Here is a 14,719-nt window from a genome sequence, read left to right as displayed (position 1 = left end):
AGGACCTCAACCGAAGTCGAGGTCAAGCATGCGGGCGGTCCGCTCCGACGCGGGTCAACTCGGGCTCGAGCGAAGGAAATCCGCGTCCCGCAGCCGCTGTCGGTGCCCGGTGGCATCATCGGTCCATGACGCAGGGATCCGAGTCCGTACGCTCCGGTCAGCACACCACCGACACCGTCCTGCACCGCTTCGAGCAGTGGGCCCGGGACACACCCGCCGCCCGCGCCGTCACAGCCGGCCCGGAGAGCCTCACCTACGGGCAGCTCGACGCCCGGGCCAATCAGTTGGCACACCACCTGCAGGGCGCCGGGCTGCCCGTGGGCGGCCTCGTGGCGATCGGGACCGACCGCCAGGCCGAACTCCTCGTCGCGGTCCTGGCCGTTCTCAAAGCCGGCGGGACCTACACCGTCCTCGACGTCGACGAGCCGCGCACCGGGCGGCAGCAGCTGGCCGCCGCCCCGCCGTTCGCGGTGCTCACGCACGCCGCGCACCAGGCCCGCCTCGACGACGGCAGCGGCCTGCGGGTGATCCGCCTCGGGGCGGAAGCGACGGACATCGCCGGTCGGCCCACCTCTGCGCCCGCCCGCACGGCGGAAGGACGGACCGCGGCGTTCCTCTTCACCGGGGGAGCGGTACCGCGCGCCGTGCCCGTCAGCCACGCCCGCCTGCTCGCCGCCCACGACAGCTGGGCGGGGGTGGTCCGGCCGACTGCGGAGGACCGCCACCTGATCACCGCCGGATCGGCCCTCACCGCGTTCGCGGCGGGCTGGACCCGGGCCCTGTGCTCGGGCGGGTCCCTCGTACTGCCCGAGCAGGCCCCCTGGAAGCCCGCCGCGCTCCGCCGCGCGATCGAGTCCGAGCAGGTCACCGTCGTACACACCGACCCGGTCGGCGCGAGCCGGCTGCTCCTGCGCGACCCCGGGCCGACCGCCGCCGCACAGCCGGCCGTACCCCGGGCCCGCCGCGAAGCCGACCCGCAGCTGCGTTCGCTGCGGCTGCTCGTCGTCACGGGCGCCCGGCTCTACCTCGACGAACAGGCCGCCCTGCAGGACCGGCTGCGGACCGGCGTCCGGGTGCTCAACGTCTACGGGCTCACCGAGACCGCGGGCACCGGCACCTGGTTCGAGCTGCCGCAGCTGCCCGGCCCGGTCGACGACCCGGAGGGGTTCTCCCTCATCGGAACTCCCTTCCCGGGCTGCCGCGTCGACCTCCGCGACGGGGAGGTCCGCCTCACCCCGCCCGACGGCGGCGACGCGATCCCCACCGGCGACCTCGCGCGGCTGCGCGACGACGGGCTGCTGGAGTTCGGCGGCCGGATCCGCGACCGCATCACCGTCGACGGGCGCACCCTCGACCCGCATCCGCTGGAATCGGTGATCCGCGGCCACGAGGGCATCGGATCGGTGATGGTGGCGGCGGTGCCCGGCTTCCAGGGAGTTCCGCGCCTGGTCGCCTACGCCTCCCCGCCGGCCGCCGACCCGTCATGGCCCCCGGGCTCCGGCCTGCCGGACATCGACGAGCTCCGCGCGCACCTGGCCGGCAAGCTGCCCCCCGAGGACCGGCCGCGCGCCGTGGTGCGGCTGCGGACCCTGCCCCGCGGCCGGGCCGGCCAGGAGGACCGGGCGGGTCTGCCGCAACGGCCGCAACCGGTGCGCGACGCACATCCCACCGCGCGATCGGCCAAGGGCGGCGGCACGCACGTGCCCGCGGCCGGGGCCGCGGACGTTGCGGTCTTCACCGTGCTCGGCATCGGCTGCGGGGCGCTGGTGCTGGGCGGTGTCGCGCGGGTGCTCACCCATTTCATCTGGCCCGGATCGACCGACCTCACCGGGGTGCCGGCCCCGTGGGCGCTTCTCTTCGGCGTCCTCTACCTCTTCGAGTGCGTGGCCTTCGGTCTCGGGGTGATGTTCCTCTTCTCGGGACGCTCCCGGATGCGGGCCCACGGCCGGGGCCGGGGCCTGACCACCGCGGCCCACCTGGCCGTGGTGTACCTGCTGGTGGCGTGGTGGCCGCAGGACAACCTCTACCGGCTGGCGGCCAAACAGGACTGGCCGCGCCAGGCCGGGCTCGTCTACACCTTCAACATCCCGCTGATGATCGCGGCCGCCATCGTGGCCTTCTACGTCGCCCGCAGGCCGGCCTCCCACTTCGACACCGACGACTGATCCGGCTCCGGCGCGGCGCCGAACTCCGCCCCGACCGCCAGGGCCCGCGCCCGCACCAGTGCCTCGGCCGCGTCCAGCACCTCCGGGCTGCGCGCGGCCACCAGCACGCCGAGCCACGGCTGCGGGTCGAACGCGGCCGTCGGGATCGCGGGGACGAACACCGCCCCGAGCTCCGCGCAGCCCTCCGCCAGGGCATCGCACAGTTCGTCCAGCTGGGCGTCCGGCAGCCGTGCGCCGAGCTCCACCCGGTCGACGACCCGTACGAGGTGGCCGGCGCCCCGCAGCGCGTCGAGCCGGGCCGCCACCATGAAGGCGATCGACGGCCCGGTCAGCCGCAGGTTCGTCTCGGTCGGAGCGAGCCGCCCCGCGCCGTCGGTGACGAAGTCCACGTCGAACCAGCCCCGGTAGCCCGCGGACGCCAGCTCCCGGCCGACCGCCTCCCCGAAGGCCAGCAGCGGCTCCAGCGCCCACCCGGGCACCGCCCCCGGGCCCACCGTCGCACCCCGGTAGCAGCCGTCCCGCACGTCCATGAGCCCCGCGCCGGCCTCGTGCAACCGGCCCTCGCCGTCCACGAAGCCGTCGTACGTGAGGTCCCGCGCGCCGCCGTCCTGCGCCGGGCCGCCGCCCCGGCTCCCGACGAACTCCTCCACCAGCAGCGGCCCGCGCGGCAGCCGCCTCAGCACGGCGTGGGCCCCACCCGCGGCCCGGACTCCCGCGGGGGTGAGCACCGTGGTGCCCGAACCCCCCACCCCGTGCTCCGATTTCAGTACGGTGCTCTCGCCCGCCTTCGCCCGGGCCGCGACGAGCCGGACCGCCGCCCGCCGGGAGCCGGCCCGCCACTGCGCGGGCAGCACGATCCCGGGGTGTCCGCCGCCCGACAGGATCCTGGCGAACAGACCGTGCGCCGCCGACTTGGACTCGTACCGCAGCTCCCCGGCCCGCCACGGCCGCCCGGCCAGCACCCCGAACGCCCGCGTCCGCCCCCACGGTACGAGCGGCAGCCCGGCCCCGGTCAGCAGCGCGGCCAGCGCCGGCCGTGCCCGTACGGCATCCGACAGGCAGCCGGAACCGCCCTCGAGCAGACCGTCGTACACCTCCACCCCGGACCAGCCCAACTGCCGGCAGACCAGCTCGGTCCAGCCCCGCGGCACGGCACGGGGCAGCACCAGTGCCGCCGGGTAGGGGCTGTAGAAGGCGGCCAGGCAGGCGTAGTGGTGCGAGGCCGCCTGCTCCCGGTCCAAGGAGGCGTCGGCGAACTGGGTGTTGAACTCGGCCACATTGCCCACGTGGACGGCCCGGCCGCCACCGGTCCACGCCCGCGCCCAGGCGGCGAGCGGGGCGGGGGACACCTCGAACCGCACCAGCCCGTCGGGGCCGCCCGGCGCGGGCACCGCCCCCATCGTCCGGTAGAAGCCGGCCGCGTGCGGGTCGGAGTCGACCACCAGCCGGCGCACCCCCAGCTCCGCCGCCCGGCGCAGCGCGTCCCGGTACAACAGCCGCCCCACGCCCTGCCCGATGGCCGAGGGCTCCACGAACAGCAGCCCCAGCCCGGCGAGCGGGGCGGCCCCCTCCAGGGAGGCCAACCCGAGCACCCTCCCCTCGCCGTCCTCGGCCACCACGATGCGGCGGGCCGTCACGTCGCCGGGCCGGATCCGCAGTTCCTCCGCGCAGGCGGCCAGGACCTGCGGCCCGTACCCCCAGTACGCCTTGGACCGCATCACCAGCCCGGTCAGGGCCTGCGCCTCGGCCGCCCGCGCGGCCCTGACCTCTGCCAATTCCTGACCTCCCCATGGTCCGAGAAGGGGCCGTGCGATAGATTCGGCCTCCCCACGGCACATCATTTCCCACCCCTTTCCCACCCACGCGGAGACAGGCTTCTCAATGAGCGACATCATCAACGGACTTGGCCGCACCAGCGCCTTCGGCGCTCTCGGCCTGGTGCTGCTGATCCTCGGCATCGTCCTCGTGGACGTGCTGACGCCCGGGAAGCTCCCGAAGCAGATCTGGGAGGAGCGCAACCGCAACGCCGCCCTCCTGCTGAGCTCCGCCCTGCTCGGCATCGGCGGCATCGTCTTCACCTCGATCTGGACCACCTACCAGGACTTCGGCAAGGGCCTGCTGTCGACCGCGGCCTTCGGCGTCCTCGGCCTGGTCCTGATGGCGGTGGCGTTCCTGGTGCTCGACCTGGTGACCCCGGGCAAGCTCGGCGCCATCGTCGTCGACCCGGAGCCGCACCCCGCCGTCTGGGTCACCGCCTCCTGCAACCTCGCCGTGGCCGCGATCGTGGCGGCCTCGATCGCCTGACGGGCACGCGGACGACGCAGCGAGAGCGCCGCTTCCCACGGGGAGCGGCGCTCTCGCCGTCCTACGCCAGGCCCAGCGCGAAGACCGCGAATCCTGCCGCCAGCAGTCCCGCGACCGCCCGCCGCACCGCCCGGCCCCTGCGCACCGCCCGCGGCGGACCCTCGAACCGCCTCGCGTACCGGGCGATGGCGACCAGCAGCACCGCGAACACCGGCATCCACGCCAGCCGCGCCGCGATCCAGCCCAGGCTGTCCGGCGCCGTCGTCAGCCCCGCCAGCCCGCCCAGGAACGAACCGGGAACGGCCGCGGCCAGCATGGCCGTCTGGTGCCAGCACAGGATCGTCATCGCACACAGGTTGATCACGACCACCGGAGCCCACAGGGCCGGCCGGGCCAGCAGCCTCGCGAGCCGGTCGCGCAGCAGGATCGCCGCGCCCGACTGGGCCGCCGCCAGGGCCAGTACGAGCAGCGACGGCGGGTGGGAGTTGGTCCGCTCCGCACCCGGCACGCCCACCATCGACGCCGGGTAGTGGAAGACCGCGAGCAGCGCCGCGAACAGCAGCGTCCCGCCCGCCAGCAGCAGCCACCCGCCGCGCCGCCCGATCCGTCCCTCGCCCCAGCCGACGCCCAGCTGGTACGCGAACAGCCAGCCCGGCAGGATGTTGAGCAGCGACACCCAGCCCGGCACCGAGCCGGCGAGCGGCCCGTAGCGCAGGAAGTCCACCGCGGCGACCGAGGCGAGCAGCGGTGCCGCCGCCCAGCCGCCGAGCCGGCCCGCCGCCCGCACGCAGTACGGGGTCAGCGCGGTGATCACCACGTACACCCCGACGAACCACAGCGGCTGGATCACCAGCGTCGCCCCGGTCCGCAGGGTCGCCTCCGGCACCCCGGCCGCGTACAGCACCGGCGCGGCCAGCGCCCACACCGCCGTCACCCCGAGGACCGGCCGCCCCAGCCGGACGATCCGCCCCTTCAGCCAGGCGCCCGCCGGGCCGGTGTGGCGCCGGAAGGAGAGCGCCGAGGCGTAGCCGCCGACCAGGAAGAAGATGCCGAGCATCTGGAGCACCCAGCTCGCCGGGGCCAGCCCGCCGAAGGCCGACAGGGGACTCGCGTTGTGCAGGCCGCCGCCGGAGTCGAGGGTGAACCCGCCGAGCAGCCAGTGGCCCGCCGGCACGGCCAGCAGCGCCAGGGCGCGCAGCCCGTCGATCGCCCGGTCGCGATGGGCGGGGGTCTGCCGGTCGATCCGCTCGGCCGTCCTGTTCAGCTTCGTGAGGGTGCTCATCGGACTTCTCCCTTCGCGATCGCGGCGAACGCCGCCAGTGACCGGGTGCCGGGCGCGAAGTAGCCGGTGTGGCCCTGCACGTCGGCGGCGGGCACCCGGCGGGCGCCGAAGGCTGCGGAGGTGGGGTCGGCGCCGTGGCCGATCCCGGCGAACGCGACGTTCGGGACGTCGGCGATCCAGTCGGAGGGGCCGCGTGCCGCCCACACCCGGGCGCGGGTGCGCAGCCCGGCCGCGGTGTCGGCGCGCATGCCGGGGGAGCCGAAGGCCACGATGTCGGCGGCGTCGGTGTGCCGGGCCGCCAGTCCGCAGACCACCGAGCCGTAGCTGTGGCAGAACAGCACGGGGTCGGGCGCGCCGACCGCGTCCAGCCCGGCCGTGAAGCGGGCCAGGCGGACCGCCCCGGCCTCGGCCAGCCGGCCGTCGGCCGCGTCCAGTCCGACCCCGACCGGGGTCGTGTACCCGACCCAGGCGATGACGGCGGTGGATCCGCCGGTGGACGCGCGCAGCGCCCGGGCCATCCCGGCCGGTCCGCCGGCGGGCTCCCGCCGGGCGTCGTGGCGGGTGGCGTCGTTGTCCGACCCCGGCACGATCACCGAGACGTGCGCCGCGTGCTCCAGGTCCCCGAAGACCTCGGCGACCTGGCCGCGGCCGCGCGGGTCGAAGGCCAGGATCTGCCGGTCCGGCGCACCGAGCGAGGCGTAGCGGGCCTCCCCCGTGGCGGCGATCGCGATCCGGTTGGCCTCGTACCGCAGGGGGAGCGGGGTCCCGTCCAGGTTCCCGACGACCAGCGGGTGGGACCGTACGAGCTCCCGGCGCGCGGCCTCGTCCAGCCCGGCGAAGAAACGGGCCACCTCGCGGGGCGTCGCGCCGGCCGGATCGGGCAGCGCCCGGCCGGACACCGTGTCGGCCCGCCAGGCGGCGGTGCCGGGCGGCGGCCCGGTGACCGCCCGCTGGCTGTCGCCGGAGGCCCACCCCGCGGTCCCCCCGACGACGGCCACCGCCAGCGCGGCCGTGGCCATCGTCCTTCCGAAGCGGCGCATGCCCTTCTCCTCTCCTCGTGACGAGGTGGAAGGTAGGAAGGAGGTACCGCGCCGTACGTCGGACCGTGGAGCCAAGTCGGATGTCATACCCCGGTAGGGGGTGGAGGAGACCCGCGGCTCAGGCAGGGCGCGACGCCCGTGTCGAACGTGACACACCGTAACGGAGTCCGTACATTCGATCACGCCCCGTCATCTTGCCGCCTACCGCTAGGAGATGCCGGTGATCGACCAGCTCTGGATCCAGCCCCCGCTCGCCTTCGCCCGTCTGGGCCCGTCCCCGAAACCGTGCGACAACTACCGCTGGGGGAAGAGCGACCTGTCGCCGCGCGGCACCGGCAAGACCACGGTGGTGCCCCAGCCCACCCTCGATCTGGCCGCCGACGGCACGCTCACCGAGCGGATGCCGCAAAAGGTCCGGTTCAAGGACGAGGACGGCTGGCGCCCCGTCTGCCCGTACTTCGAGGTGCACGGCAGCTGGACCGTCAACGGCGACCGCAGGACCGGGCCGCTGACCGAGGAGGTCCTGGCGGAGTTCGGGCTGGGGCCGGCCGACGTGCGGTGGGAGGTGGCGGTGGCCAACCTCAAGGCCCACCACCTCACCGAGAACGACGACGACCGGATCGAGGCGCGGGTCGAGGTGCGGGGCGACGACCACCAGAAGCACGGCCTCGCCGGCACCTCCCCCCAGAACGCCGCCCAGCCGCTCGTCCCGGCGGGCCGGAGCCTGCCGCTCGGCTCGGTGCAGGTACCGGTGCCCAACGCCGCGCTGCCCGAGCTGCGGCTGAGGTTCACGCCCGGGACGGGGGCGGTCTACGGGCCGGCCGACTTGCCCGCCGGCGGCAGGTACCGGGTGCCGCAGGAGCGGAGGATCCTCAATCCGGACGCGGAATGGTGCGGGTTCGAGCTCCCCGCCGACGACGTCCGCACCGCTCCGCAAGGACTGTTCGCGGGCGCGGAGAGCAGGGAGTCCGTGGGCCTGGTCGACGACGTCTGCGACGGACTGGTCTCGGTCAGCCTGCCCGGCGGGCTGACGGCGAGCGCCCGGATCGTCGCCTGCCCGCCCGTTTTCGCGCCCGACCGCAGACCCTTCGTATCGGTCGCCGACGGGCTGGCCGACCGGGTCCGGCGCGGTGACGTGCGCACCCCCGAGTACCTCGCGGACGAGCAGCAGACCACGCTGGAGATCCGCGACCTGTTCGAGCGGATCCTGGAGACGGCGGGGAACATCAACCTGGACGTGCAGAACGACGTCTTCGGCGCGCTGCCCGCCCCGGCGAACCTGAACGGAGTCCTCCTCGGCCTCACCGAGCGGGCCGGACGCCAGCACCGCCGGTTCGTGGCACTGGAGATGGTGGAGGACCTGTTCCGCGAACAGCCCGGTCTGATCCGGGCGATCATCCGCGAGCCCGTCGCCGATCCGAGTGGGGCCGGGGGCTACAACCGCAGGATGCCGCCCGACATGCGGGGCGCCGACGGCAATGCCCTGCACCTGACGCGCCGCCAGTACGACCTGCTGGTGCGGTGGGCGGCTGCCCTGCGCGAAGACACGGAGGCGGGCACGTGACGGTGCTGCTGCAGATCGGAAGGCGCCCGCCCGAGCCGCGTCCGCCGTCCCAGCCCCCGGGTACGGCCGGTGGAGCCCTCCCGGGGCCCGCCGCAGAGGTGAAGGTCTTCCGCAGCGAGCTCGGCGCCCATCTGTTCGTCGCCGACGGCAGCCGGGTGTACGACCTGCCCGAGGCCACCGCGGCCCGGCTGGAGCGGTGGACGGCGGCCCCCGAAGGCACCCTCGCGCAGCTCGCCGGGGAACTGGCCCTGCCCCTGTGGGACGAGCGCCGCATCGACGGCACGCCCGCCGGGCCGCCGCCGCTCTCCTCGATCTCCCTCAACGTGATGCAGGCCTGCAACCTCAGCTGCGGGCACTGCTACGCCGACGAGGGCAAGTTCGGCGGTTCCGCCCGTACGATGCCCCGGGCGACGGCCTTCGCCGCGGTGGACCGCCTGCTGGCCGAGGCGGCGCCGGGCGCGGACGTGGTGGTCGGATTCATGGGCGGCGAGCCGATGCTGGCCGGGGACCTGGTGCACGAGGTGGTCCGGTACGCGGAGCAGGCGGGGGCGGCCGCCGGCCACCAGGTCCGCTTCGCCCTCACCACCAACCTGACGACCGTCCGCCCCGAGGACGCCCGGCTGTTCGCCGAGCACCCCTTCACCGTGACCGTGAGCCTCGACGGCGACCGCGCGGGTCACGACGCGCTGCGCCGGGCGCCCGGAGGAGCGAGCGCCTACGACCGGCTGCTCGCCGGGCTGGACGTACTGGCCCGGCACGGACGCCCCCGCCAGCTGAGCGCGAGGGTCAGCGTCACCCCGTACACCACACGGCTGCTCGACGTCCTGGAACACGGCATCGGGCTGGGCTTCGACGAAGTGGGCTTCGCCGCCGTGGTGAGCGCACCCGATCCCGCGTACGAGATCACGGCCGAGACCTTCGGCGGCTTCCTGGAGCGGATGCTGGAGTGCGGCGAGAGCGCGCTGCGCGAGCTGTCGGCGGGGCGCCGCTACCCCTTCGGGAACTTCCAGACCGCCCTGCGCCAGCTGCACCGGGGCACCCACCGCCCGTACCCCTGCGGCGCGGGCGCCGGATACCTCAGCGCCTCGGCCGAGGGCGGACTGTACGCATGCCACCGGCTGGTCGACGACCCGGCGTTCGCCATGGGCTCGGTGGCCGGAGGCAGCGACACCGCCGCCCGCCGCGAACACCTGGACAGCCGTCACGTGGACCGTACGGAGCCGTGCCGGTCCTGCTGGGCCCGCTACCTGTGCGGCGGCGGCTGCTACCACGAGGTGAGCCGCCGCGGCCGGCCCGGTTGCGACTACATCCGCGGCTGGCTGGCCTTCTGCCTGCGGGCCTACGTCGAACTCTCCGAGAGCGCACCCGAGTTCTTCGAAACCTCTCCCGCGGTTCCCGTCGCCAGCAGCGCCAGCACCGTCTGAAGGAGCCGTCATGCCCGATCTGCCGACCCCCGACGGGAAGATCTTCCCGCGCAACCTCACCGCCCGCGCCGACCACATCGTGCGCGGCAACCCGTCGGGCACCCGCCCCGAGAGCGGCGTCGACAACTGCTTTCCCGGGCTGGAGTTCGACCAGCGCAACATGGACAAGAAGTTCTTCCCCGGGCTGACGGTCGACTTCCACCGCAGGGAGGGCTCCCGGGTCATCGCCGTCACCGGCGGGATCGCCGCCGCGAAGGGGCTCACCGACGCGGACCTGAACGTGCCGGGCCAGCACCTCTACCTCAGGGCCCTCTGCGGCCGCACGACCGTGGACCAGCCGGAGACGGCCGCTCCCCCCGTCAACTGCCGGGGGAAGGACGGCCTGGACGTCTGGCGCCACGCCCACGACCTGCTGCCCGGCCGGATCGCCCTCGTGATCGGACCGGGCCCCGGCTTCAACTCCCCCGGGCTCGCCTCCGTCGGCGACCTCAACCAGCTCCGGATGGACGGCAGCAGCTTCGTCGACCGCGGGCCGGGCGGACGGGTCGCTCTCGCCGTGCTGGTCGCCGACCGCGCCCGCTTCCTGGACGCCGACGGAGTGATCGATCCCGAGGCGTACGAGCCGGGCGACCTCACCCGCAGCATGTGCGCCCCCTGGCAGTACGACTTCCGCGACTGCATGTGCTACTACTGGGCCGCCTCCAAGCCCGACATCTCCAGCAGCCCGGACGGCGCCGTCCCCCAGATGAACTTCCTGCGCCTCGACCGCACGCCCGTGCCGGACCGGGCCGACGACGTGGAAGACGCCCGCAGAAGCCTGGAGATGGACTACCCGGACGTGATCGCCGACTGGAACGTGCTCCCCGTGGTCCTCAACGACCGCGAGAGCGACAGCATCGGCAACCCGGAACCCCCGGCGGTCCCGCCGCTGACCCGCCAGCAGGTGATCGCAGAGCTGAAGCGGCTGGCCACCGTCGAGCACGCGCTGTGCGTGGAGTACCTCTTCGCCCACTACTCGCTGGACGCCCCGCGGCAGCTGCCCGCGGGCACCCAGCCCGACAGCCTCACCGCGCAGGTCCACCGGGCCGCCGACGAGGTGTTCCAGGTCGCGGTCGACGAGATGCGGCACCTGCGCTGGGTCAACGAGGCGCTCGGCACGCTCGGGGAGGCGCCCGTCATCGGGCGTGCCGCGGAGATCGAGCGCGACGGTGCGCACCCCTTCGCGCTCCGTCCGCTCACGCCCGAGCAGCTGCAGTGGTTCATCGACGTCGAGGCACCCAGCCAGTCGGTGGGCACCGGCGTGGACGGGATGTACGTGCAGCTGCACCAGACGCTGGTCAAGCAGCCGCAGCTGTTCCCCGAAGCCGACCGGCTCGCCCACCTGATCAAGCTCATCATCGACGAGGGCGGGGACCACTTCAAGCGGTTCACGGCGGTCAAGACCCACCTGGGGCCCTTCGCACCCACCCAGTACCTGCGCACCCTCGGACCGGGCAACGGCACCCCGCTCCACGAGCAGCTGCTCGAACTCGGCGATCAGTACTACGCGATCCTGCTCGGCCTGCTGCGCAGCACCTTCGCCCTCCGCGACAAGGCCGGTGGCGTGCTGATGGGCCAGTCCCGCACCGTGATGGAATTCCTGCACCAGACCAACCACCTGCTCGCCGCCCGCGGCGTCGCTCCCCGCTTCACGCTGCCCGCCGGGCTCGGCGCATCGACCGGACCGCTCGCCGACGGCCAGCTCACCCGGGAGGCGGCGCTCGCCGCGATCCGTGCCCACGAGGCCATCCGGCCCCTCGGCGACGCGGCGGCGCGGGCACTGGTCAACGCGCAACAGCCGAGTACCGAGGCACTGCTCGCGCTGCTCGACACATGAGCCTGGTCGCCGTCGCGGGATCCGGGCTGGCCGAGCTCACCTGCGCCCGGCTGCTCGCCGGGCGCGGGCACCGGTTCCGGCTCCCGCCGGAGCCCGCCGCCCCGGCGGGCCCCCGGCCTCTCCTGCTCAACAAGCCGACGCTGGACCTGCTGGACTCCCTGTGGGGAGCCGGACTGCTGGACGGCACCTGGGAGTTGGGGCACCGCCACGTCGCCTGGGGCAGCCGGCCCGTGGAGCGCTTTCCGCAGCCCGCGCGGGTCGTGGACGGTACGGTGCTGGCCGCGCGGATGCGGGAACGGCTCGGGCCGGGCCACCCGGACGGCGAGGAGCCGTCGTGGACCGTGACCACCGCGGCCCCGGACGCCGCCCACCGGCAGTGCGGGCGGCGGGAGCTGCTGGCCGGTACCGCGCGGCTGCGGCCCGGCGGGGACGAGCGCACGGCGCGGCTGGCCACCACCGCCCTGGGCTGGGTGCACCTGACCCCGCTCGGCGCAGGAGCGTGCCTGGCCCAGGCGATGGTGCCCGGGCCGGCCGCGGACCCGGCCGCCCTGCTGGCCCGCCTCCTCGACCAGGCGGGACTGCTCCCGGTACTGCTCCGTCCACCGCGTACCGCGGTCGCGGTGCCGGCCGCCCCGCGGCTGCACCGCGCCCCCGCCCTGCCGCCGGCCCCCGGCGGGACGGGCGGGTCGCTGACCGTGGGCGCCGGCGCACTGCGCTGCGATCCGCTCAGCGGCACCGGCACCGCTCAGGCGCTGCGGACCGGGATCCTCGCCGCCGCCGTGATCGACGCGGCCGCCGCCGGCACCCCGGCGGCGGCGCTGTGCGCCCACTACGCAGCCCGGCTGCACACCGCGTTCCAGGAGCACCTGCGCAGCTGCGCCCAGCTCTACTCCGCGGCCTTCCCGGACCCGGCCTGGCAGGACGAGCTCGCCGTGCCGGGCCTTGCTCCATGAGTGCGATCCGCGCCGGTCGTCTGCTCAGGCGGAGTCGCCCGGCCGCACCACTCCCGCCTCGTACGCGAAGATCACCGCCTGCGCCCGGTCCCGCAGGTCGAGCTTGGCCAGCACCCGCCCGATGTGCGTCTTGACCGTCTGCTCCGCGAGCACCAGATGGCCCGCGATCTCCTGGTTCGACAGCCCGCGCGCGATGAGTTCCAGTACCTCGGTCTCCCGCGGGGTGAGACCGTTCAGCCGCAGCGCCGGATCCTTGCGCGGCGCCGGGCGCTGCTGCACGAAGTCGGCGATCAGCCGCCGGGTCACCGAGGGCGCCAGCAGCGCCTCGCCCGACGCGACGACCCGTACCGCCGCGATCAGGTCCGCCGGCGGCGCGTCCTTCAGCAGGAACCCGGAGGCGCCCGCGCGCAGCGCCTCGTACACGTAGTCGTCGATGTCGAAGGTGGTCAGCATCAGCACCTTCGGCCGGTGCACCACCCCGGGCGGCGGATCGAGGAGCTCGCGGGCCGCCGTGAGCCCGTCCATCTCCGGCATCCGCACGTCCATCAGCACCACGTCGGGGTGCGTGGAACGGGAGACCTGCACCCCCTGCCGGCCGTCGGGCGCCTCGCCCACCACGTCGATGTCGGCCTGCGCCGACAACAGGGCGGCGAACCCGGCCCGCACCATGGCCTGGTCGTCGACGATGATCACGCGGATGGTCAACTCAAGTCCTTGTTCGGCGCGTTCAGGGGCAGGCGGGCGGCGACCCGGAAGCCGCCGTCGGGCAGCGGACCGGTGTCCAGCGTCCCGCCGGTCAACCGTACGCGCTCCCGCATCCCCACCAGACCGTGCCCCGTGCCCGAACTCTCCAGCGCCACCACGGCGTCCCGGGCCGGGCCGTTGACCACCAGCACCAGGACCTCGTCCTCGTCGACGGTCACCGAGACCCGGGTCGACGCCCCGGGCGCGTGCCGGACCACGTTGGCGAGCGCCTCCTGCACGATCCGGTACGCCGACAGGTCCACGGCGGGCGGAGCCGCCTCGGCCGCGCCGGTTTCCAGGGACAACTCCACCGGCTGCCCGGCCCGTACGGTCGCCTCCACCAGCTGCTGGAGCCGGTCGATCCCGGGCTGCGGGGCCTTCTCGCCCTCGGCGCGCTCCGTACCGTCACCGCGCAGCACGGTCAGCAGCCGCCGCATCTCGCCCAGCGACTCCCGGGCGCTCGCCGCGATCGCCGCGAACTCCTCCTGGACCGGCTCCGGCATGCCCGGCAGCCGGTACGGGGCGGAATCGGCCTGCACGGTGATCACCGACATGTGGTGGGCCACCACGTCGTGCAACTCCCGGGCGATCCGGGCCCGTTCCTCGAGGAGGGTCCGCCGGGCCCGCTCCGCCTCGCTGATGCTCTCCTGCTCGGCGATCCGCTGCTGCGCGTCGCCCAGCCCGCGCAGCGCGCCCGTCAGCGCCAGCATGACCCCGCCGAGCACGAACAGCAGCGCGGCGGTGTTCATGGAGCCCGCCGGCTGGAAGAAGCCCAGCACCGCCCCCACCGCACCGGTCGCCAGCCACACCCCGACCAGTGTCCGGATGGACTCGCGCAGCCCCAGACACGCCATCAGCAGCAGGTAGCCGACGATGGCCATCGGCGTCCACGGCCAGGCGTGCGCCGCCACCCGGTCGGCGTGGATCAGCAGCGCCGCGCCGATCGTGTCGGCGAGCAGGACCACGCCCCAGGCGTGCAGCGGCCGGGTCACGGCGAGCAGCAGCGGCACGGTCTGCGCCACTCCCAGCGCGCCCGACCAGCCGCCGCTCAGCCCGTAGTCGTTGGTCAGCACGGCGATGGTCACCGGCAGCAGCGTCACCACGAAGACGCCGACGACGGCGAACGGCAGCATCCTCTGCCAGGTCTTGGGCGCCTGCCCGAACAGCGGTTGCGCCGCCCGGGCGGGGGTGCGCAGCACCACGGCCAGCTGCGCCAGCGCCCCGGGCACCCGGGAGCCGGGGGAGGACGCGGCGGCACGGACGCGTGCGCGGGGCCGGCCGACCAGCCGGAAGCGGGCTTTGTCGCTCATGATCGGGCCAGCCTATGCGCAACGGGAGCGGGGGATAGGCTGCTCGCCGGACGATCA

General features: G+C 74.7%; 11 protein-coding genes. 6 read left to right on the top strand and 5 right to left on the bottom strand.

Annotation, left to right across the window (positions count from 1 at the left end):
- Nucleotides 1–125 precede the first annotated feature (125 nt).
- On the top strand, nt 126–2,165 hold the full coding sequence (locus ACIPUC_RS03445) for an AMP-binding protein (protein WP_446586497.1): 2,040 nt from the start codon (nt 126–128) through the stop codon (nt 2,163–2,165).
- On the opposite strand, the gene ACIPUC_RS03440 is transcribed toward ACIPUC_RS03445, so the two are convergent.
- Nucleotides 2,120–3,940 (bottom strand): GNAT family N-acetyltransferase, encoded by a 1,821-nt coding sequence (locus tag ACIPUC_RS03440; RefSeq protein ID WP_446586496.1) that lies wholly within the window; start codon nt 3,938–3,940, stop codon nt 2,120–2,122. The genes ACIPUC_RS03445 and ACIPUC_RS03440 overlap by 46 nt on opposite strands.
- Before the next feature lie 106 nt (nt 3,941–4,046).
- Between ACIPUC_RS03440 and ACIPUC_RS03435 the strand changes: the two genes are divergently transcribed.
- Complete coding sequence (locus ACIPUC_RS03435; protein ID WP_362586033.1) at nt 4,047–4,469, top strand: DUF350 domain-containing protein; 423 nt, start codon at nt 4,047–4,049, stop codon at nt 4,467–4,469.
- 61 nt (nt 4,470–4,530) lie between these two features.
- Here the strand turns inward: ACIPUC_RS03435 and ACIPUC_RS03430 are convergent, their stop codons facing one another.
- The gene (locus ACIPUC_RS03430; protein WP_446586495.1) at nt 4,531–5,751 is read right to left on the bottom strand and encodes an acyltransferase family protein; all 1,221 of its coding nucleotides are present in this window, start codon (nt 5,749–5,751) and stop codon (nt 4,531–4,533) included.
- Complete coding sequence (locus ACIPUC_RS03425; protein ID WP_446586494.1) at nt 5,748–6,791, bottom strand: alpha/beta hydrolase; 1,044 nt, start codon at nt 6,789–6,791, stop codon at nt 5,748–5,750. Before ACIPUC_RS03425 ends, ACIPUC_RS03430 begins: the two co-directional genes overlap by 4 nt.
- Nucleotides 6,792–7,011: 220 nt before the next feature.
- Here ACIPUC_RS03425 and ACIPUC_RS03420 point away from each other — a divergent pair, with 220 nt between their 5' ends.
- Genes ACIPUC_RS03420 through ACIPUC_RS03405 form a run of 4 tightly spaced genes read left to right on the top strand, consistent with a single transcriptional unit; the run spans nt 7,012 to nt 12,608 of the window.
- Nucleotides 7,012–8,355 (top strand): hypothetical protein, encoded by a 1,344-nt coding sequence (locus ACIPUC_RS03420; protein WP_446586493.1) that lies wholly within the window; start codon nt 7,012–7,014, stop codon nt 8,353–8,355.
- Complete coding sequence (locus ACIPUC_RS03415; protein ID WP_446586492.1) at nt 8,352–9,779, top strand: radical SAM protein; 1,428 nt, start codon at nt 8,352–8,354, stop codon at nt 9,777–9,779. Before ACIPUC_RS03420 ends, ACIPUC_RS03415 begins: the two co-directional genes overlap by 4 nt.
- A 10-nt stretch (nt 9,780–9,789) precedes the next feature.
- Complete coding sequence (locus tag ACIPUC_RS03410; protein WP_446586491.1) at nt 9,790–11,655, top strand: LodA/GoxA family CTQ-dependent oxidase; 1,866 nt, start codon at nt 9,790–9,792, stop codon at nt 11,653–11,655.
- On the top strand, nt 11,652–12,608 hold the full coding sequence (locus ACIPUC_RS03405) for a hypothetical protein (protein ID WP_446586490.1): 957 nt from the start codon (nt 11,652–11,654) through the stop codon (nt 12,606–12,608). Before ACIPUC_RS03410 ends, ACIPUC_RS03405 begins: the two co-directional genes overlap by 4 nt.
- 24 nt (nt 12,609–12,632) lie before the next feature.
- Here ACIPUC_RS03405 and ACIPUC_RS03400 read toward each other — a convergent pair whose 3' ends face one another.
- The gene (locus tag ACIPUC_RS03400; RefSeq protein ID WP_215144191.1) at nt 12,633–13,313 is read right to left on the bottom strand and encodes a response regulator; all 681 of its coding nucleotides are present in this window, start codon (nt 13,311–13,313) and stop codon (nt 12,633–12,635) included.
- Complete coding sequence (locus ACIPUC_RS03395) at nt 13,310–14,662, bottom strand: sensor histidine kinase (protein WP_446586489.1); 1,353 nt, start codon at nt 14,660–14,662, stop codon at nt 13,310–13,312. The genes ACIPUC_RS03400 and ACIPUC_RS03395 overlap by 4 nt, the downstream gene beginning before the upstream one ends.
- Nucleotides 14,663–14,719: the final 57 nt, after the last annotated feature.

The organism is Streptomyces sp. LARHCF249, assembly GCF_052871255.1.
This window is presented reverse-complemented; position numbering and strand designations above follow the sequence as displayed.